This window comes from Thalassoroseus pseudoceratinae (assembly GCF_011634775.1).
GTDB classification, from domain to species: domain Bacteria; phylum Planctomycetota; class Planctomycetia; order Planctomycetales; family Planctomycetaceae; genus Thalassoroseus; species Thalassoroseus pseudoceratinae.
Window position 1 is genome coordinate 434,591 of record NZ_JAALXT010000001.1, and the last position, 22,835, is coordinate 457,425.

14 protein-coding genes are annotated in these 22,835 nt (G+C 54.4%); 5 read left to right on the plus strand and 9 right to left on the minus strand.

Going from position 1 to position 22,835, the window contains the following annotated elements; translation table 11 throughout:
• Positions 1 to 33: 33 nt before the first annotated feature.
• A complete protein-coding gene (locus G6R38_RS27780) occupies positions 34 to 1,002 on the minus strand; it encodes a hypothetical protein (RefSeq protein ID WP_206028424.1) in 969 nt (322 codons plus the stop codon).
• 468 nt (positions 1,003 to 1,470) lie between these two features.
• Between G6R38_RS27780 and G6R38_RS01535 the strand changes: the two genes are divergently transcribed.
• The gene (locus G6R38_RS01535) at positions 1,471 to 2,313 is read left to right on the plus strand and encodes a sugar phosphate isomerase/epimerase family protein (RefSeq protein ID WP_166819928.1); all 843 of its coding nucleotides are present in this window, start codon (positions 1,471 to 1,473) and stop codon (positions 2,311 to 2,313) included.
• A gap of 58 nt (positions 2,314 to 2,371) precedes the next feature.
• Here G6R38_RS01535 and G6R38_RS01540 read toward each other — a convergent pair whose 3' ends face one another.
• Positions 2,372 to 4,786 carry a CehA/McbA family metallohydrolase gene (locus tag G6R38_RS01540; protein ID WP_240928023.1) on the minus strand — a complete coding sequence of 805 codons (2,415 nt, stop codon included), beginning with the start codon at positions 4,784 to 4,786 and terminating at the stop codon, positions 2,372 to 2,374.
• Between the two features lie 238 nt (positions 4,787 to 5,024).
• Between G6R38_RS01540 and G6R38_RS01545 the strand changes: the two genes are divergently transcribed.
• The gene (locus G6R38_RS01545) at positions 5,025 to 5,900 is read left to right on the plus strand and encodes a sugar phosphate isomerase/epimerase family protein (RefSeq protein ID WP_166819929.1); all 876 of its coding nucleotides are present in this window, start codon (positions 5,025 to 5,027) and stop codon (positions 5,898 to 5,900) included.
• Between the two features lie 6 nt (positions 5,901 to 5,906).
• On the opposite strand, the gene G6R38_RS01550 is transcribed toward G6R38_RS01545, so the two are convergent.
• The 5 genes from G6R38_RS01550 to aroF all read right to left on the minus strand — a co-directional run bounded on the left by G6R38_RS01550 (position 5,907) and on the right by aroF (position 13,504).
• Positions 5,907 to 6,809 carry a sugar phosphate isomerase/epimerase family protein gene (locus G6R38_RS01550; RefSeq protein WP_166819930.1) on the minus strand — a complete coding sequence of 301 codons (903 nt, stop codon included), beginning with the start codon at positions 6,807 to 6,809 and terminating at the stop codon, positions 5,907 to 5,909.
• Between the two features lie 18 nt (positions 6,810 to 6,827).
• Positions 6,828 to 8,510 carry a hypothetical protein gene (locus G6R38_RS01555; protein ID WP_166819931.1) on the minus strand — a complete coding sequence of 561 codons (1,683 nt, stop codon included), beginning with the start codon at positions 8,508 to 8,510 and terminating at the stop codon, positions 6,828 to 6,830.
• Positions 8,511 to 8,620: 110 nt separating this feature from the next.
• Positions 8,621 to 10,816 carry a DNA helicase RecQ gene (recQ, locus tag G6R38_RS01560; RefSeq protein WP_166819932.1) on the minus strand — a complete coding sequence of 732 codons (2,196 nt, stop codon included), beginning with the start codon at positions 10,814 to 10,816 and terminating at the stop codon, positions 8,621 to 8,623.
• A gap of 91 nt (positions 10,817 to 10,907) precedes the next feature.
• Entirely contained in the window at positions 10,908 to 12,362 is a 1,455-nt protein-coding gene (locus G6R38_RS01565) for a Gfo/Idh/MocA family protein (protein ID WP_166819933.1), read from the minus strand.
• A gap of 113 nt (positions 12,363 to 12,475) precedes the next feature.
• Complete coding sequence (aroF, locus tag G6R38_RS01570) at positions 12,476 to 13,504, minus strand: 3-deoxy-7-phosphoheptulonate synthase (protein WP_166819934.1); 1,029 nt, start codon at positions 13,502 to 13,504, stop codon at positions 12,476 to 12,478.
• Between the two features lie 254 nt (positions 13,505 to 13,758).
• On the opposite strand from aroF, the gene moaC reads away from it, so the two are divergent.
• Positions 13,759 to 14,250: a cyclic pyranopterin monophosphate synthase MoaC gene (gene moaC / locus G6R38_RS01575; protein ID WP_166819935.1), complete on the plus strand. Its 492-nt coding sequence runs from the start codon at positions 13,759 to 13,761 to the stop codon at positions 14,248 to 14,250.
• A 92-nt stretch (positions 14,251 to 14,342) separates the two neighbouring features.
• On the plus strand, positions 14,343 to 15,335 hold the full coding sequence (locus G6R38_RS01580; protein ID WP_166819936.1) for a polyprenyl synthetase family protein: 993 nt from the start codon (positions 14,343 to 14,345) through the stop codon (positions 15,333 to 15,335).
• On the opposite strand, the gene G6R38_RS01585 is transcribed toward G6R38_RS01580, so the two are convergent.
• Entirely contained in the window at positions 15,332 to 17,116 is a 1,785-nt protein-coding gene (locus tag G6R38_RS01585) for an arylsulfatase (RefSeq protein ID WP_166819937.1), read from the minus strand. The genes G6R38_RS01580 and G6R38_RS01585 overlap by 4 nt on opposite strands.
• Positions 17,117 to 17,544: 428 nt before the next feature.
• Here G6R38_RS01585 and G6R38_RS01590 point away from each other — a divergent pair, with 428 nt between their 5' ends.
• Positions 17,545 to 17,682 carry a hypothetical protein gene (locus G6R38_RS01590; RefSeq protein ID WP_166819938.1) on the plus strand — a complete coding sequence of 46 codons (138 nt, stop codon included), beginning with the start codon at positions 17,545 to 17,547 and terminating at the stop codon, positions 17,680 to 17,682.
• A gap of 191 nt (positions 17,683 to 17,873) precedes the next feature.
• Here the strand turns inward: G6R38_RS01590 and G6R38_RS01595 are convergent, their stop codons facing one another.
• On the minus strand, positions 17,874 to 22,286 hold the full coding sequence (locus G6R38_RS01595) for a protein kinase domain-containing protein (RefSeq protein WP_166819939.1): 4,413 nt from the start codon (positions 22,284 to 22,286) through the stop codon (positions 17,874 to 17,876).
• Positions 22,287 to 22,835 lie beyond the last annotated feature (549 nt).

The following is a 22,835-nucleotide window of genomic DNA, read 5'->3' on the forward strand; positions in this document are numbered from 1 at the left end:
AGGTCGTTATTTTTGACTGCAATGAATGCTGCTTTATTCGACGGCTTCGATCTTTAATGGTCCACGTTGCCGACGTCGATCATTGTCTTCCTTCTCGCTCGGCTTCTTGTTCTTCGCGTTCTCTTTGGCTTGAGCTTCAGCCTGCTTGACCAACCCGACCGCAGCCATCAATTCGCTTCGGTGAAAATAGGGTTGTCGTGGTTGTCCGAACGCCGGAATGTGTGACTTCGCAGCCAACTCTGACCAGCTCATTTTGCTCGAAAGATGCCAAGCGGCTGCCTGAGCAACGCGGGTGTTGACACGTCCTGCAGCGACCATTCCGATCAATTCTTTGAGGGATTCGTCTTTAGTGAAAGATTCGACGGGAACGATGCGGTACGTCATTCGTGGACTTGGTTCCATCGCTCCGTGAGCCAAGCAGACCGAGCCGTAAGGGATGCGTGCGGTTTTGTCTGGTGGGATCGAGAAGAAACCGGCACCACCGGCACCAGCCCCACCAAGTCCACCACCACCGAATCCACCAGCGGCACCACCGCCGATACCTGCACCACCACCTTGACCGAAACCGCCGCCAACCGGTTGGGCTTGGTTACCACCACCGAGACCGCCACCGGCTCCACCGAATCCGCCGCCCTGCAATCCACCGCCCAATCCGCCGCCACCAAACCCGCCGGCACCACCGAATTGTTGCATCGTGTGAACCCCGACGACAGCGTTCGGCAACTTCACCGAAACCGGCTTCTGGGAAATGTTATCAATCAAGATGTAGCCACCAGTGGAATCCTTGGGGACCATAGTGACATCGACTTTGCCTTCCTGCATCGCATCGAACAACTGAAATTGCTCGGCGTCGGCGTCAAATGTCAAACGGGGCAGAATTGCTCGCTTCTTCGAGCGGGTTCGTTTCGCCGCCGAGGCGGAATCCCCATCCCAAACGCCGGTACACGCAACGAGAACGGCGATACAAGTCAGCCAGCGGGCCATTCTTCGAACAGACAACATATCTGACGATCCTTTTCATGAGAAACAGGCGTGCGACCGAATCGGTGGAAACCCAAATCCGTGCGATGTGAACAGAAACCAGGGTGTTGAAACTTGCGAATCCGGCACATTGGAATCGGTCGCCGACACAATGCGAGGTCACGTCCCGGCAGTTTGGTCGGTGCAGTTCAAGCATAACCGAAAATGGAACGGAATCGGGCAACCTTGTCCCTGGACAGAAAGTTTTCGACATTCGCGGTCGTGATTTGCCTATCATACCAAGTCTAGCGACTACGCAATCGCTTTGCGGAGAGAATGCATCCCCCAAACAACTTTGCGCACTTCGATTCGGATATTTCTTGAAAACAGCCGTCACTCGGGGTCGCTTGAAACCCAGACGGTTCAGCGTCAGACTGAGCCGAACACCGACAAAACCCGGTTTTCCATCAATCATTTTTCATCTCAACGAAAAACTACGAAAGCGCACCGATGAAGTACGGCATGAACTTGTTGCTGTGGACCGACAACGTCACCCCCGACAATTATGCTCAAATGGAGCAACTGAAGGAGTGGGGATTTGACGGCGTGGAACTGCCCATTTTCAGCCCGAACGAAAGCCAGTACAAAGACGTCGCCAGCAAACTGGACGAACTCGGTCTTGAGCGGACCGCAGTGACGGTTCATGGCTCGACGGATGCCAACCCGATTTCGAGTGATGCCGCAAGGCGCCAAGCCGGTTTGGACCACCTCAAACGCATCATCGATATGTGCGCCATCGCCGGTGCAACCCACCTTTGCGGACCAATTCATAGCACGATTGGCCACTTCACAGGCGAAGGCCGTACGGAAGACGAGTGGAAATACGGCAAAGAAACAATGTCTCAAGCCGCCGATCACGCCAAAGATGCCGGCGTGATGCTGACGTGCGAATACCTCAACCGCTTCGAATGTTACTTCCTGAACTGCGCAGCGGACACGGCTCGATTCTGCCGGGAAATTGACCACCCCAACTTCAAAATGATGTACGACACCTTCCACGCCAACTTGGAAGAAAAAGACTTAGCCGAAGCCATCAAGGAATGTGCGGATCAAACCGTTCACGTTCACATCTCCGAGAATGACCGCTCCACACCGGGCGAAGGCCACGTTGACTTCGACACCACATTCGCCGCCCTGAAAGAAACGGGGTACGATGGCTGGCTGATGGTTGAAGCATTCGGTCTCGCACTGCCAGAAATCGCCGCCGCCACGAAAATCTGGCGGAAGATGTTCCCCAGCGAAGAACACCTCTGCAAAAACGCCCTTTCGCTGATGAAAAGCTACACGGCGTAACGCTACCCCAGACGATGTCGCACGCTCCCCGGAACGACGGGCGTGCGACACTTGGAACTCACTCAGCCGATGCTTCGGCGTGGATTCGGTCATAGATTTTCCGGGCGTGATCGTACGCCGTTTGCGCGGCGTCGCGTTCTTCAGGACGAATTCGCCCTTGCTTGGAGTTCCAACAGACGTCGACCGCCTTACGGCACCATTCCGCACTGCGGGCATCACAGCGGACGGGTTTGTCGTCCACGCTCACCCAAATCGGATTGGTGTGCACACTGGGGAGAATCCGCACGGCAAGCCAACTGGATTCCTTAATGTCGACATCGAACGTCAACGCCTGAACTGAACCATCAGCCGGGATTTCCTTCGTCGCCACTGGCTTCCCATTGACCACCAACTCAACCGGAACATTGCGAGTCCCGCCAATCCGGCAGCGTTCCAGATGCCAATAGGGTTTTTCGTCGAGTCGCCGTTCCCGAATGGATTTCACTTCCGGTGTGGGATTGTCATCGAGCATCGCGGTCACGTCGCATTGGACGGTTACTCGTCCCGGTTCGCCTAACGTTAACTCACTCCGCTTCCCCATGGAACTCATTTCGCCAAGCGCCACCGATTGGTCACCGTCCGCGACTTGTGCACGCAGATCGTAGACGTGACTCAACCCATCCCCGCAATAACTGCGACCTTCCTTTACCCCCTGAATCCAGGAATCGAAAGTCAGTTTTTCATCCGGTTTCAGTTTCACGTAAATCCGACCCAGTCCAACTTTATCACCGTAGATACACGGAAAATCGGTTTCCCCACTGATCTTGGTTCGGAAACCGCAATTGAGCGTGTGATACCAGATGTTTAACTCCCAGATCGCGGGCGTATCCACGGCGGAGATGAAATCGCATGCATCATGGGCGACAGTTACGATGAATTCATTCGCACCAATTCCGTCAAAACGTGGCATGGCGTAATCGGGCAGGGTCTTTGCGTCCGTGCCGTTCCAACCGGTCGGCACACGACGATAATCGACAAAACTTCGTGAGCCATCCGGCATGACATCCGGCAATTGCAGGCCCCAACCAGAGTGGGAATAGCCAACGACACCGTCTTGTTCTTGCCCCCATTGCAGCACTGGCAGCGTCCAACTCGGCCATTGCTCGATCATTTTCGTGCCGGGGTAATCGTCTTCTGACAACCGCAGCAAACACAAGTGCCCTGCATGCGATGACGGAAACCCGCTGACTTCCACATCGTACCGCATCAAGTAATCCGGCCGAGACAACGCCGACACGCGACCTTCAAAATACTGCTTCTGCGTGTACCAACACGGCCCCCAGGAAAGAACGCAACCGACATTCAAATCTTCGCCCAGAATATGCCGAAGCATGTCAGCCGGAGTGACGCCTTCGGTTGGGCTGTCGTAGTGAGCACACCCGGCGGCGTGCACATGATGATCTCCAGACCACCAACCACGGTCAGCGGCGTGCGTCCAACGCGTTAAATCGAATCGAGTTTTGTAACTGGCAACATCTTCAGGAATCGTCAGCTTCCTCGTTTGTGTGTGATACTCGGGACCGCGAGAAACCGTCACGGTGTAGTCACCAGCGGGCAGGGTGACAATCTCACCATCCGCTCGGTAGATCTGATTGTGGAAAAAGAAATCCGGTGCCAACCGCCGGGCTGGATTCGGATAGACACGACCGTGTTCGTCGCGGATCACGAAAGCGGCCGTCGTGGGAGACCCGTCGAAATCACGAACTTCCAATGCCACTTCGACTGCTGGCTCGCAGTGAAACAGAATGGGAACGGCATTGCGAAACCCAAGATCCTGCGTGCCTTGTCCGACATGAAACGCTAACTCCGCTTCACGCCGCCCGGCATCACGGCTGTAGAGTTGAACGATTCGATACTCAAGCTCCAAGCCCGACAACTTGGGTTTCAACGGTGGCTTGTCGAACATCCCGACACTGAGCCAACGCTGTTCAACTTCACCCGGCGGTACAAGTGTCTGCTCGGTTTGCGGACGTTGCCGAGCACCACGCCCCCGCATGTAGACCGGCTTCGCATTCGGACTTTCCACCACGAGCTTCGGCGTGATTCCGGCTTGGTTGTGAACTTTCACAAGGAATGTTCGCCAACCTTGCTGGATGAGTTCTTTTTTCGCCGGCCCTTCGATCACATGGACTCGGCTTTCCGCGTTGATGTCCACTGCCGCCACACAATACGGGTCGAGAACCGCTTGGACTTGCACAATCGCGTCGGTGGCGTCCTTGTTGACATATGCAGCTTCGAGCCGTTTTTGATCCGCTGCGTACAGCGGTGCCCCGACGTACTTCAATGCCTCGACAAGCCGCTTCGTCGCTGCCACCAATGGTTGAGAGGCAACGCCACGAACCTGGGGAAACTCCGCGGCCGAACCGTTGCCGCCGATCAGAATTCCCATCGTCAGCAAGAACAAAAAATGAGGTTGGGAGAACGTCTTCATCATCAAGTCCTCATGCGGTTCCCAAGGGGCTCACAGCATCACGTCCTCATTCTGCGTCGAACCGGGGCAATCCGCAAGCAATCGTTGATGGATTGAGCCATTGACAGCGAATAGACTTCTCCAAGGCATTCCCACCGAATTATCTCCACTCACTCACATTCTGCGGAAGAATTGTTTACGTTGTTTTCGATAGCAGATGACGTTCAGATTCACCATTTTCAATTTTTGCTGAGAGTTCCCGATGCCCACACTTTCACGACGCGAGTTCCTCGCCGCCACCGCTACTGCCGCCACGATAACAGGGCTTGGAGTTGCCCCTCTCGCGGCTGCGGAATCGAAGTCCGCTAGTCAGATGAAGCTCGGTTTAGTGACGTATCTTTGGGGAAAAGATATGAAGCTTCCCGAACTAATTTCCTCGTGTGAGGAAGCTGGACTCGGTGGCGTCGAAGTCCGGACACAACATGCCCATGGTGTGGAACCATCGCTCAATGCTGCCGAACGAAAAGACGTTCGTCGCCGATTCGCGGATAGTTCCGTCGAATTGGTTGGCTATGGATCGAATGCGGAATATCACTCGAACGATCCGAAGAAACTTCAGCAGAACATTGAGCTCACCAAGAAGTACGTGCAGCTCATGCACGACTGCGGTGGTAGCGGTGTGAAGGTCAAGCCGAACGCATTCGTGAAAGGCGTGCCACACGAAGAGACGATTGAGCAGATCGGAAAATCACTGAATGAAGTCGCGGCCTACGGCCAAAAGTATGGTCAGGAAATTCGCGTGGAAGTTCATGGACGCGGCACTAGCGAGCTTCCTGTGATGGAGGCCATTTTCGAAGTCGCCGACCATCCCAATGTTGGTGTCTGCTGGAATTCCAACGATGTCGATCTCAAAGGGAAAGGGTTGGAACACAACTTCAATCTCGTCAAAGATCGTCTCGCCAGCACAACACACGTCCGTGAATTCAACGTCGGCGAATATCCCTATGACGAACTGTTCCAATTAATGAAGAAGGCGAACTACTCGGGTTGGATTCTGCTCGAATGCCGCACGAATCCCAAAGACAAAGTCGCCGCTATGCGAGAGCAACGACGACTGTTTGAAGAGATGACGAAATAACCCCGATTACTCTTCGGGGAAGTACTTCTCAACCATCCGGCGGAGGAACGCGAGGGACTCCGCCATTTCATCCATCCCATTCATCCCGTCTTCAATACTGATCCATCCTTGATAACCGTGGTCGGCCAGAATCTGAAAAATCGCGTCGTAGTCGTTAAGCCCCTGACCAGTCACGCCGTGACACAGATTGGGCGAGTACCCAAGAGTACCATCCGATTGACGAAGTTCTTCCAGCGTGGTCCCGTCAGTCAAATACCGATCGCTGGCGTGCATACTGACAACGCGATCCGCCACATTTCGCAGCAACTCGACAGGGTCGTCGCCGGCGACAATTGCATTTGATGGATCGTACTGCACTCCAAAAAACTCCCGTTCGGGAATCCCAGCCAACAATTCCAGGAAGACATCCTGCTTCTGTGCGAATTCGGGGTAGCTCCAAAAGCCGTCCTTGTAGTGGTTCTCCAACCCCAAGACGATCCCATGTTCTCGGGCGATTGGCAGGATCTCCTCAATCGACTCGACAACCCAGCGAAGACCATCTTCGCGGGACACGTCCGGATAGCGTTGCCCACTCAGCACTCGGCAAACCGTTCCCACGCCACCGAGTTGACGCGAGACCTCGATCATACGAGCCTGATGTTCGACGGCCTTCTTTCGAGCGTCAGCATCGGGGTTCGTGAAGTCCGGCGAGCAGCACAGCATCGGCATCTCAAAACCGGCATCCCGAATCGCGGTTCCTACACGATCCACATCTTCGGTATTCAAACTCGGGAGAAAACCCTCGTACATCTCCAGCCCATCGGCATCCAACGCACGGGCCATCTCGATCCACTCGAAAACGGTCATCGTCTTGGAACCAGCGATGTCGTCGAGATAACACTTCGGAAACGCGGCAATCTTCGGGCGCATTGTCTGTCCTCTTTCGACCTACATTTCACGTCGTTCACGATTCAAAATAATCAAGGCGGACAAGCCGACACCAAAGAACAGGGCAATCAACAACGCCCATTTCACGCCCGCCAACCACGGTTCCTCTCCAAATACAACTTCCAGGCCAAAGATTGCCGGAGTAATGGTCGTGACAACCCCCGCCAATCTTAGAAGACGCTCGTTCTTGTCGCGTGACCGAATCTCTAGGAAGCCATCGAGCTGCTCAGACTGCTCGTTCACTTCACGTAGGAGAGATTCCGTCTCGAACACATTCTGCCATTTTCGCCACAGAGTCAAACCGCGTTCGCGGTTGGTGATCTGGCTGAAACAACATTGGTTCTTGAACACCAACAAGTCGTACCGAATGTTCCGGAGTTGTACGCGGGACTCGTGAGAACTGCCTGTCAAACTACGGATGTCCGCCATGCGTTCGAACAACGACAGCAACGTCACTCGCTGCAACGCCGCGAGTAAGAACACATCGAAGTAATAGGTTTCCCAGTACCCGCCGATGGCCGTCCGATGATACTCGTCGGTGTCGAAAACCACGAGGCAACCACCGTCTTTCGAGTAGCTTTCCCATCGTTTGCGTCGCCAATCGTCACCGGGCCGATCCGGCGTGCGAGCGCGACCGGTCGCTTGCGTCTCGTCATCGAATCGCACCACGACATGCCGAGCGAGCAGCGTGCGATTGGTGTCCGGATCGTCCAAACACGATTCCTTGTCGAGACAACTAAACGTGTACACCAGCAGCCGATCATCGTACACCAACCGAACTGGCAAGCGACTGTGCAATGACGGTCCACCGATGGGTTGATCGGTTGGGGTATTCGCGGAAGGACGAGTATCGCGTCGGAACTCATCCAGTAGCCACGAAACTAAACGTGGCATATCGTACGTGGTCGATGCAGACGAGAATCCTTCCACCGTCGGTCGTGGCGATAACAACGGCAGCGTGAATTCGTCGTGGGGCTTCCGGATGAATCGCAAGACGTGCGCCAACCGCATCTGATCGAAGAACGTGGCTTCCTCGTCATCGCAGCGGAATCTCAGGATCAAAAATCCGACGCGATAACTGAAAACCGTCAACTCGATTCGGTCCAAGTTCAGCGGAAAGGTCTGTCTAAGGTCTTTGAATGTGTCCCGGCAATCTGCCTGATAACGCATGCCATCACTGCTGCCACCGAGCAATTCTAGCGGGAATTCGTAGTGCCGACACGTCTGCAACTCCGAGGCGTCCTGTGCCGAACTGAACAAGCTCGGAAAGAGAAAACGTCGAATGTAGGGCAGAAAATATTCCGTCCGATCCACATCGGTTTTTACGGTCGGCGAGAATTCTCGTCGTTGCCAACGCGCAGACTTGTCGATGGCCGCAAACGGTTGCTTACGGTCGGCGTCGTCGAGCAAGAATGGCAGCACGAGTAGCGAATAGTGGTTCGTGACGTTCCGCTCGGCCGCTGGATGATCCGTCTTGGCAAACTGAAAGGTGCGGGTGCAAAAGTCGCCGTCGACCTGCTGCTCCAACACCACGCCACAGTTGCGGGAAGCGCAACGCATCATCAGCCCAGGCCGCGATTCGCCCGTACCGAACTCCAGTTCGCGACCACACACGTTGCAACGCGGAACGGCATCGATGACGTCTTCGATCGGCTCCAGTGATTCCAGATTTTCTTCACTCATCGATCGACTCCTTGTCGAGCAGTAGCCAAGACAGGGAAGATTGAGCCCTTCACAGAGAGCCTCGCGGTGGACGATGCCGGTCCGCCCTCAACCATTGCCTTGAACCATCGCTACTGAGAACATGATTCCAATTCGTTGGCAACGCATGTCAGGGAGATGCGGATCTCGTCGTAGGAAACAGTTTCGCCAAGTGCTTCAAACAACTGTTTCGACGAATCCGTTTGCAGTTCCGTCGCCTTTGTGCGAACCCGTTCGAACGTGTCGGCATCGACCCACGGAAGCGGATCTGTCCGGGCCTCGGATTGCAAGAAGTCACAGAGATAGCCAGTGACCGTACTGCTGGCCCGTCCGGTCGTCTCGGCCACTTCGGCCAACGTCATGCCATCACGAAAGAACTGCCAAGCCCGGCGTGAGGCCGATGAAATCTTCCGCCCTGTGTTCTTGGAGACACCAGCTTTTGCCGTCCGGTTCGGATCGGTGTCGTTCTTGAGATACGCTTGAATGTGTTGAGTAAAAACATCGCCGTAGTCCCGAAGTTTTTTCTCGCCCACACCTTTGACCTCTTGAATTTCCTCGATCGACGTCGGCTTCTGTCGAGCCAATTCCCGTAGCGTTGCATCACCGAACACAATGTAAGCCGGCACGCCGCGTTCATCGGCGAGTTCTTTCCGAAGTTCCCGCAATCGCTCGAACAAACCGCGATCGACACCGTCCCAACTCTCTCGTCGAACTTCCGCCGACGCTTCGGCTGTTGATTTCCGTTTTCGCGATTGCAGCAATCGCGGTGATGCCGCCCCGCGTAGCAATTCCCGTCCCTTCGCAGTCACGTGGATGACGCGATACTCACCAACTTTTTCGAGATATCCTTGCGAGACCAATTGTTCAAGCCAATCGCGAACCGCACGCCGATCGTGCTGCTGCAAAATGCCGTAAGTGCTGGGCTGATCGTGCCGGTTTTCGAGAATGCGTTTGTCCCGCGAACCGGTCAGGTGCAAGCTGACGTAATCACCGCCAAACCGCTGATCCAACCGGACAACTCCAGAGACGATTTTCTGAGCCGTCTCAAGCGGATTATCGAGCAAATCAAGATCACCCACGCACACGTCGCAGGCGTTGCACGGTTCGTCGGGCCAGTCCTGTCCAAAGTACGTGACCAACGAACGATGTCGACAAGAGACACCCGTGCAAAATTGATCCAACGCTTCGAGCGAGGCCATCGCCGCGTCAATGTTGCCCGCGGACTCCTCATTTAGAATCCGCCGCCACAATTGGGCATCACTACCGGAGTAAAACAGACAACACTCAGCTTCAAGCCCATCGCGACCGGCGCGACCGGCTTCCTGTTGATAGTTCTCCAGAGCCTTCGGCATCCCCGCGTGAATCACGTACCGCACGTTCGGTTTGTCGATTCCCATGCCAAACGCGACGGTTGCGACGATCGTTTCCGTGCGATCTTGAATGAATGCCTCTTGGTTCTTCTGGCGTTCCTCCGCATCCATCCCGGCATGATAGGGAAGGGTTTTATAACCAAGATCGTTCAGCGTCTCGCTCAGTTCGTCCACATCGCGACGACTGATGCAATAAATGATTCCTGATTCTCCCTGATGCCGATCGAGAACTTTTTGAATCTGTAACAGCCGATTGCGTCGTCGCTCTACTCGATAAAACAAATTGGACCGATCGAACGAACCCACCAGAAGTTCGTGATCTTTGAGGCCCAAGTTTTCGGCGATATCGGAGCGGACACGTTCGGTCGCAGTGGCGGTGTAGGCATGAAATGCGACATCGGGAAACCGTTCGCGGAGTCCCTTGAGTTCGCGGTATTCCGGTCGAAAGTCGTGACCCCATTCGCTGATGCAGTGGGCTTCGTCGACGGCGATAAAACTGAGGTTGGAGTCTTCGAGAAAGTCTTTGGTTCGTTCCTGAACGATCCGCTCAGGTGCGACATACAGGACGCGAATTTCTCCCCGCCGAACTGCCGAGGCGACTTCCATCCGCTCAGACGCGGAAAGTGAACTGTTGACGCAAGCCGCCGCCACACCGCACTCACGCAGGGCATCGACTTGATCTTTCATGAGAGAGATCAACGGCGAAACGACAACCGCCAAACCTTCCCGGCATAGGGCCGGAACTTGGTAACACAGCGATTTGCCACCGCCGGTCGGCAGGACAACGACGGAGTCGCGATCCTCCATGACGCACCGCATCGCCTGCTCTTGAAGCGGGCGAAAATCATCGTATCCCCAATATTGCTTGAGACAAGCTCGCAGTCGGTCCGTCGGCTCGTCTGGCGATACTTCCGCCATCCGCAACTCGCTCCTTCAAGAAAAAGACCCGGCCCCCAAAAGAAACCGGGTCTCTGTTCGTCATTTCAACATTCGTCCCAAATCGCCGAGCTTACAAGTTTGCTTCGCTGGGGACTTCGAACCCTTTACGGTATTCGCGAGTCAACCAAGGATTCGCGGCCCGTGCGTGCTCGCCAATGAACTCTTCGGATTCTGGATCGATTTCCAACATCGGTCCGAAGTGCATTTTGTTTTGGCTCAAATCGACACCGTTCTCACGCAGGTGTGCGGAGAACCGATCGTAAGTTTCCGCAAGTTCGCTGTCGTCCGACAAGCGAGCTTCGGCTTCCTTCGCGGTGACCATTTCGCCCATTCGCATCGAGATATTGCCGAGGTGGCACATCGCGGAGGAGTAGTGGCCTTCTTCGATGTCGGCGTTTAGATCGCTGACTTTGCGGCTGCGGACGGCTTTCACGAAGTTGCCGAAGTGATCATCGCCACCGCTGAACTTCTTGACGACGTTGCCATCCAAGTCGAAGGCGGCACCACCATTGTAGCTGGTCATCACAACATAGCCGTTGCTACCGTAGAAGATCACACCGATCTTCGCACCGCGTTCGGCACCGGTCTTCAAACCACGGACTTCGAAGATGACCTTCTTGTCGCCATAATCGTGGAACGTGACTTCGGTGTTGGCGGTTTCACCGGCGTCTTCATAGCCGAAGCGTCCGCCGAAACCCATCACGCGTTTGCCAACGGAAGTGGCACCGATACCCCATCGGCAGATGTCCATTTGGTGGATGCCTTGGTTGCCCAAGTCGCCGTTGCCGGTATTCCAGACCCAGTGCCAATCGTAGTGCAGTTTCGGTCGGGTCAACGGTTGCAGAGCGGCCGGTCCCGTCCACAAATCGTAGTCGACGCTACCAGGAACATCGTATTTGCCAGCCGGTCCGATGGGACCACGCGGCTTGTAGCACAGACCGCGAGCGAAGTTGCAATCGCCGATTTGCCCGGATTGCACGTAGTCGACGGCTTCGTTTGTAGCTTTGGTGGAACGGCATTGGGTTCCCGTTTGCACGATCTTGTCGTACTTGCGGGCGGCTTGCACCATCCGACGGCCTTCGCTCACGTTGTGGCTCACGGGTTTTTCGACGTACACGTCTTTCCCGGCTTGAACGGCCCAAATCGTTGCCAAGGCATGCCAGTGGTTTGGGGTCGCGATGCTGACGATATCAATGCTCTTGTCGTCGTAGGCTTCCCGCATGTCTTTGACATACTTCGGCTTTTTGCCGGTCTTCTTGTGGATTGCTTCGACTTGAGCTTGACCAACGGCTTCGTCAGCGTCGCAAATGATCGCAACTTCGGTGTCTTTGCGACCGGAAAATGCTCCTAAGTGGGATCGACCACGTCCTCGGACTCCGACGACCGCGACACGCAGCAATTCATTCGGGCTGTCTGATTGCTCGTCTTTGGCGAAAGCGGTTTGAGTGGATGCACCAGCGGCGACGGCGGCGGCGGTTGCAAACATGGAGTTTTCGAGAAACTCACGACGGCTGCGATTGGTCATCAGCAACACTCCTATTGGAAAATGGTGGGACAGGGGTAGGCGGGTGGCCGGCGAGCGAATTGAAGACGACCGACAACGCACATCTCGAGTTTACCCCCTAAGATTGGGGAACTTCAAGCCTGTCCATCAACGGTTCGCCCGAGAACGCCAGCAATTTTGCGACATTCGTCCATAATCGTGGCAAATGTGTCGGGGGAAATCGTTTGGGCGGCATCGCTGACGGCTTCCGCCGGATTCGGATGGACTTCCAGCAACAATCCATCGCAACCGACAGCGACAGCCGCTCGGCACATCGACGGAACCAACGACGCAATTCCGGTCCCGTGGCTGGGGTCGATCACGATGGGCAAGTGTGTCCGCTCTTGCAGGTACGGCACGGTCGCCAACGGAAGCGTGAACCGAGTGTGAGACTCGAACGTCCGCACACCGCGTTCGCAGAGCACCACTTGCTGATTGCCCTGATCCAACACGTACTCCGCAGCCAACAGGAATTCATCCATCGTTGCCGACGGTCCCCGCTTGAGCAGCACCGGCGTTTTCGTCTCGCCGACCGCTTGCAGCAGATGATAATTCTGCATGTTCCGCGCACCAATTTGCAGCACATCCGCATATTTTCCCACCAACTCGACGTGTTCAGGCGTCATGACCTCGGTCACGACAGCCAAACCGGTTTCGTCACGAGCGGCAGCGAGAAGTTTCAACCCTTCTTCCTTAAGCCCTTGGAATGCGTAGGGGCTTGTTCGTGGTTTGAACGCACCGCCGCGCAGCCCCGTCGCTCCGGCTGCTTTGACACGATGAGCCGTTTCGATGATCTGCTCTTCGCTCTCCACCGAACACGGTCCCGCGACCACGCCAATATGTCCACCACCGAACACCAAATCCCGAACCTGAACCACAGACGGTTCCGGCTTCGTCTCCCGGCTGGCAACCTTGTACGGCGCCAGAATTGGCACCACTTTATCGACCTCGTCCAAGCGTTCTAACGCTTCCCGATCGTCATCACGACGCTGAGACCCAACCGCCGCCACAACGGTGCGTTCCGTCCCAACGATCACGTGAGCTTTAAGGCCCAAGCTTTCAACTCGCGAAGCAACCCGCTGAATTTCTTCCTCGGAACGCCCCGGATGCAGTACGACAATCATCCCGACAACCCTGTCAAATGGAGGCAATAAACGATCAGGCAATACGGTTCTTTCGAGATCGTCGCAGACTTCGGTTTCATTTGCCAGCCCTCGAAATCATTCAGATTGTGACATTTCTACCGGTACGGGCTGCAAGCTCTCCAAGAAGCCGTCTTCGCGGTATTGGGCGGGGTTGTCGGTCGAAAGTGGGCGGACTATAGTGCAGCGGCGAATGTGAAGACGTTTTTCCTTAAACGCAAACCACTTGTGGTTCCATGGCCGAGTTGACCCATTTTGACGAACGCGGAGCCAGCCGTATGGTTGATGTCGGTGAAAAGCCGATCACCACGCGAACGGCCGTCGCTGAAGCTCGCATGTCGATGCGGCCCGAGACTTTACAACTGATTCTCGACCGGAAGTTTGCCAAAGGAGACGTCTTCGAAGTCGCTCGATTGGCAGGTATCATGGCCAGCAAGCGGACGGCCGATCTGATTCCGTTGTGTCATCCACTCGGTCTCGATTCCGTCACGATCGACTTTGAAGTCCTTGACGAGCGAACAGTTCAGATCGTCTCGACAACAAAAATTAGCGCCCGCACTGGAGTGGAGATGGAAGCGCTCACATCCGCCAGCGTCGCGGCCCTGACGATTTACGACATGTGTAAGGCAGTGGATCGTGAAATGACCATCGGACCGATTCAGTTGCTCGAAAAACGGGGTGGTAAAAGTGGAGACTTCAAACGTGAAACTCCCGCAGTCAACGACTGAACCACCTCGTTCCCAAACGGCGATCAAACGCCCTTCAATTTAATGTTTCACACTATGGCTTGGCGTTCACAACGTTCTCAGGCGGTTGGCCTATGAATCCTCAAGTTTCCGGACAGAATTTGCTTGCCCGCATCCACGAATTCCTGGGCGGATCGTTGGAGGAAGCCGACCGCATCTTCCGCGACGAACTGCGCAGTCGCCGAACCTGCGTCCGCGATATTTTCGGGCATGCCCTCCAGTTCCAAGGCAAGCGTCTGCGTCCGATCTTACTATTGCTTTCGGCGGCCGCCAGTGGAGGAATCCGGAAGGACCACCATGTTCTGGCGGCGGTCGTGGAAATGATTCACACGGCCACACTGGTTCACGATGACATTCTCGACGAAGCCGACACGCGACGACACGTCGCAACAGTGAACGCACGCTGGAACAACGAAACAAGTGTGTTGTTCGGCGACTACCTCTTCACCCACGCATTCCACTTGGCGGCGAGTCTGGATTCGACGACTGCATGCCGTCTGATCGGTCGTGCGACGAACGTCGTGTGCGAGGGTGAACTGACCCAAATTTCCGAACGTGGCAACATCGATCTCACCGAAGAACGGTACTTTGAAATCATCGATGGCAAAACGGCCGAATTGTGTGCCCTGTGCGGACAACTTGGTGCGATGTACGCCGGTGCTGGCGACGAAATTATCGAAGCCTTGTCAGACTACGGACGATCACTGGGCTTGGCGTTCCAGATTGCAGATGACTTGCTCGATCTGACAGGCGACGAAGACCGCACCGGCAAAACGCTCGGCTCCGATTTGCTCAAGCAGAAATTGACACTGCCAGTCATTCGACTACTCGCCACCGCACCTCCGGACGATGCCACCACCATCCGCGAACTCATCGCAACCCCCGACGAAAACACGGGTGAGAAACTCCTGCCGTACCTCGAGGCCTCCGATGCCTTGAGCTACACCAGTCAACGTGCGGAAGAGTTGATCTTGGCGGCGAACTCGCGGTTGTCGATCCTGCCGGACTCTCCCGCCCGGCGAATCCTGGAATCGTTGACCGATTTCGTCCTTCACCGCTCGTTTTAATTCGACGAATCGAGACGCTTCAGCATGACTCCTTTAAAGTCCATGAACCGCTCGCCGGCAATTTTCTGAGCGGTCAACTCTAACCGTTGCCGACCGGCTGGCACAGCAAGGTGGCCGATTCGAAATCGCCCCCAATCCCGATTGACGTAACGTTGTCGGCTTCGCTCATCTCGGTTGGGGAGTGGCTGAACCGGCGCTTCCGCAGCGGGCAGGGGACCGGTCAGGGATGCATCACCGATCTGGACTTGGACTGTCGAACCGGCCTCCGACTTCGGACACCCGTAGAGAATTTCGACTTCGTACGTCCCGGCGTGTTGCACATCGATGTCGAACCAAACTTTGGCGTCCTCGTCAGTCCAATTGGTAAGCCAATCGTGCGCGAACCCCGGTCCATGATCAAACTTCATGGGCCCGTCGTGATACGCTTGCGGAGCATTGAGCGTAACCGGGTTTTCCTGGGGGAAGCCTACGGGAATCGCGAATCGCTCCAACGGGGTCCGTGATGTGTCGTCGATCCAGGCTTCGTATTGCTCACTGAGTTCTCTCACAACTTGCGGATGCTGACTGGCGATGTTGTGTTTCTCGCCGGGATCCTGCTGCATGTCGAACAATTTCCAGGCCGACGCGTTCCGATCTTTCGGCTTCGCACTCGAACCGCCTTGGGGACCCGGGATCGTGCGGACCAACCGATATTGTGGTGTTCTCACTGCACCTGGATACCGATTCGATTCGGAAATTGGGTTGTGAGTAAACAACACCCGCTCATTCCAGTCGGCATCGGCATTCTTCAGAAGCGGAACCAAACTCACGCCATCAATCTTCGGGCCATCGGGCGGATTGACATCGCAGAGTTCGAGCAACGTCGGATAGATGTCGATATGAGACGCCAACCGAGACACCACACTTGAAGCCGGCAACCGTTTCGGCCACCGCACGAACAACGGCACGCGACATCCACCTTCGTGCACGCTCGTTTTGCCGCCACGCATTCCCGCATTATAATGTTTGACGCCCGCCGTCCCGCCATTGTCGGTTAGAAAGAGCACAATGGTGTCATCTGCGATCCGGTTTGCGTTCAAAACTTCGAGCAAACGCCCCACGTTGTCGTCGATGTTTTCACACATCCCATAAAACGCCGACGTTTTCTCATCGAACCCTTTCTGTCGAAACTTTTCGTAGTATTCATCTGGGATTTGATAAGGCGAATGCGGAGCATTGTAAGAGAGGTAGCAGAAGAACGGTTGGTCGTCCGTTTGTTCGATGAAGCGAATCGCCTGCGTCGTGAGAACGTCGGTAATGTAGCCCTTCGTCTTTACATCCTTCGATTGGTGCGTCAGTTCGGCGTCAAAATACGCATTGGTATGTCCGTTACAGAAGCCGAAGAACTCGTCGAATCCCTGACCATTCGGCGTATACGGGAATTGTTCGCCGTTGTGCCATTTGCCGAAACACCCCGTCCGATACCCATTTGACTGTAGAGCCTCAGCAATCGTGACTTCACTCAGCCGCATCGTTTCCTTGTTGTGGGTCACTCCCCAGACACCGCAACGAAGCGGATACCGTCCAGTCAACAACGCCCCCCGTGTCGGTGCACAAAACGAGTTCACATAGAATCGTTCAAAACGAACACCGTCCCGCCCCAACTGATCGATTGCCGGTGTCTTCAAGTACGGATTCCCGTGAATACTGAGATCACCGTAACCCTGGTCGTCCGTCAAAATCAATAGGACATTGGGACGCTTCGCAGCCACGATTTCTCGATGGCACAGAAGGCTCGCCATCAGACAAACCCAAAACGAAATCCTCGCACACACACAATCTAAACTCATTCCGATCGTCCTGCTTCAATCCAAGTTTCCAGGCTGAGTCAAAGTATGGTCACGCCCAGCGGATCGCCCGTCATCGCATACGACAAGATCCGACAGAAGCACCACCCCATGCAGACCACAACCCCAGCATGATCATGCCCCAGCGCGAGCACAACTCAAGAGCCAACAACAGCTCACCGGGCACCAGCAATTCCGGTAAGCGTGGCTTTTGAACAGCTTGTAGAACGACACGATTTGCCAGCGCCTTTAGTACCAAAGCGCCACTGTCTGGGCGGAGACCTCAGACGAATCCACGTTCGTCAAGAGTGTCCATTGGCCAACAATAAAATCCTCGTCATCGATCAAACGCAGCACAACCAAACGACGAAGGGCGGCCAGCGGTGGCGTTTCAGTCCTTCGAAAGAGACGAATCCGCAATCGAATTACTGGAGGACGCCCTCATTACATTCGAAACGATGCAGTTCGAAGCGGCCGACACCCTCACTTGGGACGAATGGGGCTACCCGACCGTCTTGTAGGACGCTGGCGACTAGCATTCCGAGTCGACTGCTCTGTCCAGAGTACGAATTCAGATTTCATTGTACCTTATTTGACGCTCAGCCACAGCAGAACGTTTAGAGATCCCCAGAGCTAACAGTTGGTGCTAGCCACGGCACTCGCATCGCACCGTCGGAGGGCGGCCGTTGCCAGCTGGCCGACGTAGTTTGGTCTATCGGGTCGTAGACGCTTCCGAGCCTGTCTTGAACAGTGACTTTAAGTAAGCCTGCGCTGGTTGGCCATTGATGGTCTTGAGGGACTTGAAGTCCTGTAGTATGAATGCTTGTCGCCGTGCCAAGTCTTCGTCGCAGTTGAGTTCTTTGATCGCGAGAGAAATAATTGGGGAGAGGTCCAGGTAGTCTGGGGCGGCAACCAATGTCAGAGATTTTAGATGAGAGAAGGCCCGCAATGGAGTGATGTCCTCAGATTCACTATTTAGATATAGCGTAAGATCAACGACTGCGTCACCTTCGATGGCCGGTTTCAAATCGCCAATTTGATCGGCGTTCAATTCCTTGAGTTTGTTTCCTACGGCTGTAATTTGTTGTTGGGCAGTTCGCTTGGCTGTTGTTGTGGCGAAGGTTTCAATAGACGTGCGACGAGCGTCGTATTCATTCCAGAATTCGTCAACCGGGGTCTTGTTATCCCAAGTCCCGTTTAGTTCTTGAATAGGAAGTGATCGAACTAGTTCCTCGCGCTGAACATCAAACTGTCCGATATCAATCCTTAGCGACTTCAACGGCAAATTCCTAAGTACTGAGAAATTTTTCACCAGGGTGTTTCTGCAGTCAAGTAACTCGAGAGGCATGTCCGCTATGGGCGTGAGATCGACAACATCTAATCCCGAAATCTCAAGTACGTTGAGCGGCATTCCCGTGAGTGGAGTCAGGTCGCTGACTTGAGTGTCACCCAGATAGAGCTTCTTTAATGGCATGTCCTCAAGAAGGGAAACATCAGAAACCATAGTGTAGCCAAGATGCAACCTCGTAAGCGGCATGCCTTTGAGTGGTGTGAGGGTGGACACTCTTGTTCTCTGACAATCTAGTTCCTCGAGTGGCATATCCCTAAGAGGAGTCAGGTCACTGACATCTGTTTGTCCAAGGCTTAGAAAGGTGAGTGGCATTCCGTGGAGTGGCGAGAGGTCTGAAACTTTCGTCTTCCAGAGATTCAAGTTGGCGAGCGGCATTCCCTTTAGTGCGGAGAGATCCGTCACCTGTGTTCCACCGATGCTAAGCCTGGTGAGTCGCATACCCGCAAGCGGAGATAAGTCGGACACCTGTGTGTTCCAGAGCAACAACTCTGTCAGCGGCATACCTTTGAGAGGCGATAGGTTGTGAATCGGAACTCCACGGCAGAGTAGCAACTTCAATGGTGCTCCCTCTAGCGCGGAAAGATCGTGAATCTCATTGTTTTCGATCATTCTCAGGTACACTAGCGGCATGCCAGTCAATGGGGAAAGATCGTCGAGTTGGCTATTTCTGGATATGTCCAATTCGACAAGCGACATTCCCTCAAGAGGTGAGAGGTCAGTGATGCGATTGCTCGAGAGACTAAGTTTCTCCAACTTCATCCCAAGCAGAGGGGACAAATCGACCAGAATTCCCTTCAGTTCGCTAGTCCCAGTGCAGCTGATCCGCTTTAGATGTGTCAGACTTCTTAATGGGCTAATGTTGGCGACATGATGCGTCAGCAAACGCAGTTCCGTGACCTCGCCACCTTCAATTTTGTGATGGATAACTCCGTCGAATCCTGGATTGAGTTCCTGCAGTCTTTTCGCAACCGCGGCAACTCGATCTTCGGGGGTTTGCGTGTGGCTTAACAGCGAGTCAAGGTACTCCCGAGCCGGTAGACCATTGACGGTCTTGAGAGATTTTATTTCCCGAAGAATGAAATGTTGTTGCCATGCAGTGGTTTCTTTGCAATTGAGTTCTTCAATCGGCAGGGAGTTGATGGGAGACAAATCGAGCCAGTGAGGCCCGTCGACAAAGGTCAACGATTTGAGATGGGAGAAGGCCCGCAAAGGTGTGATGTTCTTTGCATGACTCAAGGTCACGTCGGTGACCCTTTCATCTTCAAGAAGGTATTTGAATTCGATGGCTTGGTCTGGGTTCAGCTCCTTGAGTTTGGCGGCGACCGCGGCAATTTGTTCCTGGGCAGGCAGCTTGGTAGTCGTCAAGGCGAACGACTCGGCAGCCGCCCGATCGGCATCGAATTCCCTCCAGAATTCATCAACGGGGGTTTCGTTATTCCAATCCCCGTTTAGCTTGATAATCGGTAGGGAACGGACAAGATCCTGACGAGTTTGGTCGAACAGCCCGATCTTCACCTTGAGTGTTTCCAAAGGTAGTTCTCGGAGAAGAGAAAGATCCGCGGCGGGGATTGGCTCAATGAGGACCGTCTTGAGTGGCATTTGCCGAAGAGGAGTCAGGTCAGATACATTGGTTAACCCCAGGTCCAGATAAATGAGTGGCATCCCCTTGAGTGGGCTAATGTCAGAGACGTTGGTCGTGTTCAAGGAAAGCCATGTCAGTGGCATGGCTTCAAGTGGAGCTAGTTCCGAAACATTCGACCTCCATAGGTCCAAATGTGTAAGTGGCATGCCGTTGAGTGGAGAAAGATCTGCAACATCTGTAAATGGAATTGCGAGTTCTCTGAGTGGCATACCCGCTAGTGGGGACAGGTCATCTAATTCGTTGCATTTGAGGATCAGATACTCCAATTCCATCCCAGTCAATGGAGACAGATCGGCAAGTTTTCCCTTCGAATCTTTGAGTCCGGTGCATCGCAAACGTTTTAAGTGTCGCAGACTTCGCACGGGACTGATATCAGCGACCTCGAGGGTCTTGAAAGACAGCTCTGTGACTTTTCCCTCTTCGATATGATAAGAGTGCTTCCCGTCGTATTGCGGGTTGAGTTCCTGTAGTTTCTGCACCACCCTTTTGACTTGTTCCTCCGGTGGAAGCTTCGATACCGCGTCAGAAAACCTCTGTAGCTCAGGAGAGAGAGTTGGTGGAGCGGTCGTGACTGCTGGAGTCGTTGCGTTGGCGATCGGCTCTAGTCGAACACGAAGTGTCTGTTGGTCGCCGGACTTGACGGTGAATTCTTTGGTGAAGGCCTCAAAGCCGTCTTTGGTGACTTTGAGGGTGCGTCTTTTTTCGTCTGCGGTAACTTGAATTGGCACGGGGTTGTCCGCGGTCTTGATGGTGACTTTCTTCTCGCCATCAATTGTGACGAACGCGCCGACCGCATTCGGATCGTCCACCTGCAAGATAACGGTGCCGGCAGGCGTTTCGAGGTTGATCACAATTCCGGCGACGAGTGTCATCACGCATGCCAGGGCTGCGATTCCCAGCCATCTGCTCTTACGGCTAGCGGGTTCGCTGCTGGGCAGGACCGCGGTGTCGATGGTTTCGTGCATCGCGTTGGAGCTGGGAATCGTCGCTCCCGAATTGTTGGGGTGTTCCCAGGCGATCGTTTCCGGAGTCTTGGTGTCGAAAGTCGCCATCTCGCGCATTTGCGTATCGAATGATGGCATCGTTGAGTCCGCGTTCAAGAGCTGGCAATTCTCAAGAGCGGCTAAGACTTCAGTCATCGATTGATAGCGATCTTCCGGGTTCTTGGCGACCATCTTTTGGTAGACATCGTCCAGACTCTGCGGTGCGGATGGAGCGGCATCGGTTAGCGGTGGAATCGGGTGCTGTTTATGAGCGAAAATCTTGGCGTAAATTGTGTCGGCAGGATAAATCGATTGACCGCTGAGCAGATAAAACAAAGTGCAGCCGAGCGCGTAAATATCGGACCGGGCATCTGCGGATTTCGTGTCGGCAGCTTGCTCGGGCGACATGAAATCGATCGTTCCCATCACGCGCCCGGTTGCGGTGAGTTCGTCATTCTCGGCGTTCTCGACGCGGGCCAGCCCCATATCGAGAATCTTGATGGTGCCATTGGTATCCAACAGTAGATTGTGCGGTTTAATGTCCCGATGCACGATGCCCTGTGAGTGGGCATATTCCAACCCACGAGCCGCCTGATGAATGCAACCGACAGCTTTCTCCAATTGCATCGGTCCGGTTTGCTTCACCAACGCCGACAGGTCCACGCCGTCGACGTATTCCATGACGAGATAATGAATGCCCCGGGTTTCGTCGGCATCATAAGTGAGCACGATGTTCGGGTGCGTCAACTGTGCGGCGGCCTCGGCCTCGCGATGAAACCGCTGGACCGCTTCTTCATCCTTGACCGCCGTATGCGGTAACACCTTGATTGCCGCTTGCCGTTTGAGACGGTGGTGGTGAGCCTTGAAAACCTCGCCCATGCCACCGGCACCGATCCGGCTTTGCACGACGTACCCGCCCACACGTAGCGACTTCGCTTTCCCTCGCAATATGAGTTTGCACTGAAATTCGGTGAGTTGCTGACGTTGAACCAAACTGCGGGCCAAATCGGTCGCGTTGGCGACATTCGGCAAAATTTGCTGTTCGATCTGCGTTACGTCGGCAGCCGGGAGGATCTTGTGTTTCCGGACCGTATCCAAGAACGTGTGTGGCGTATATTCAATTTGAGTCCGCGAATTTTGTTTCGCCATCAAATCCGACCCTGCGAATTGAGTTGAGCAACGAATTGGCAGGCAAATAATTTAACGGAACATCCAACCGTTTGCACATTCCGATTCGCAAAATGCCGGACAATCAGGCGGATCGAATACCCGTCACCGTACAATTCCTACGTTCCTGACTTCCCCCGCTGAGAATTGGTGAATGCCGTGGCCGATCCACAGATTTCGCGGACGTTTTAACGTCCAATCTGCACAACACATACACAAATATGGATCGGTCGAATTGGAAGGCTCTTTTGGGAAGAGTTTCACTGGTGGAAATACTGTGCTATTTGGGTCGCAATCCCAAGTTGGATAAGAACGTTTTTGTCGAAGTCATGGTGTTGAAGCACAATGGCGTGACGGTATCTCCAGTACCATAGAAAATCAAAGTTAGAGGAAGCTCTTTGCGAACTTGATGGACCGGTGAGAGTTTCCGCCAGCGTTTGCCGAGGCAGAAATACTATCTGAGTCGATGGGAGGACGCTTCGGAACGGAGTGTGAACAACGGTCGGATAGTGAATCTTCCGCAACTTTGAT

Excerpts from the sequence above, each read along its gene's own strand:
- G6R38_RS27780 (WP_206028424.1), bottom strand. The coding sequence starts at position 1,002 with ATGTTGTCTGTTCGAAGAATGGCCCGCTGGCTGACTTGTATCGCCGTT.
- G6R38_RS01535 (WP_166819928.1), top strand. The coding sequence starts at position 1,471 with ATGAAGTACGGCATGAACTTGTTGCTGTGGACCGACAACGTCACCCCC.
- G6R38_RS01540 (WP_240928023.1), bottom strand. The coding sequence starts at position 4,786 with ATGATGAAGACGTTCTCCCAACCTCATTTTTTGTTCTTGCTGACGATG.
- G6R38_RS01545 (WP_166819929.1), top strand. The coding sequence starts at position 5,025 with ATGCCCACACTTTCACGACGCGAGTTCCTCGCCGCCACCGCTACTGCC.
- G6R38_RS01550 (WP_166819930.1), bottom strand. The coding sequence starts at position 6,809 with ATGCGCCCGAAGATTGCCGCGTTTCCGAAGTGTTATCTCGACGACATC.
- G6R38_RS01555 (WP_166819931.1), bottom strand. The coding sequence starts at position 8,510 with ATGAGTGAAGAAAATCTGGAATCACTGGAGCCGATCGAAGACGTCATC.
- recQ (WP_166819932.1), bottom strand. The coding sequence starts at position 10,816 with ATGGCGGAAGTATCGCCAGACGAGCCGACGGACCGACTGCGAGCTTGT.
- G6R38_RS01565 (WP_166819933.1), bottom strand. The coding sequence starts at position 12,362 with ATGACCAATCGCAGCCGTCGTGAGTTTCTCGAAAACTCCATGTTTGCA.
- aroF (WP_166819934.1), bottom strand. The coding sequence starts at position 13,504 with ATGATTGTCGTACTGCATCCGGGGCGTTCCGAGGAAGAAATTCAGCGG.
- moaC (WP_166819935.1), top strand. The coding sequence starts at position 13,759 with ATGGCCGAGTTGACCCATTTTGACGAACGCGGAGCCAGCCGTATGGTT.
- G6R38_RS01580 (WP_166819936.1), top strand. The coding sequence starts at position 14,343 with ATGAATCCTCAAGTTTCCGGACAGAATTTGCTTGCCCGCATCCACGAA.
- G6R38_RS01585 (WP_166819937.1), bottom strand. The coding sequence starts at position 17,116 with ATGGCGAGCCTTCTGTGCCATCGAGAAATCGTGGCTGCGAAGCGTCCC.
- G6R38_RS01595 (WP_166819939.1), bottom strand. The coding sequence starts at position 22,286 with ATGGCGAAACAAAATTCGCGGACTCAAATTGAATATACGCCACACACG.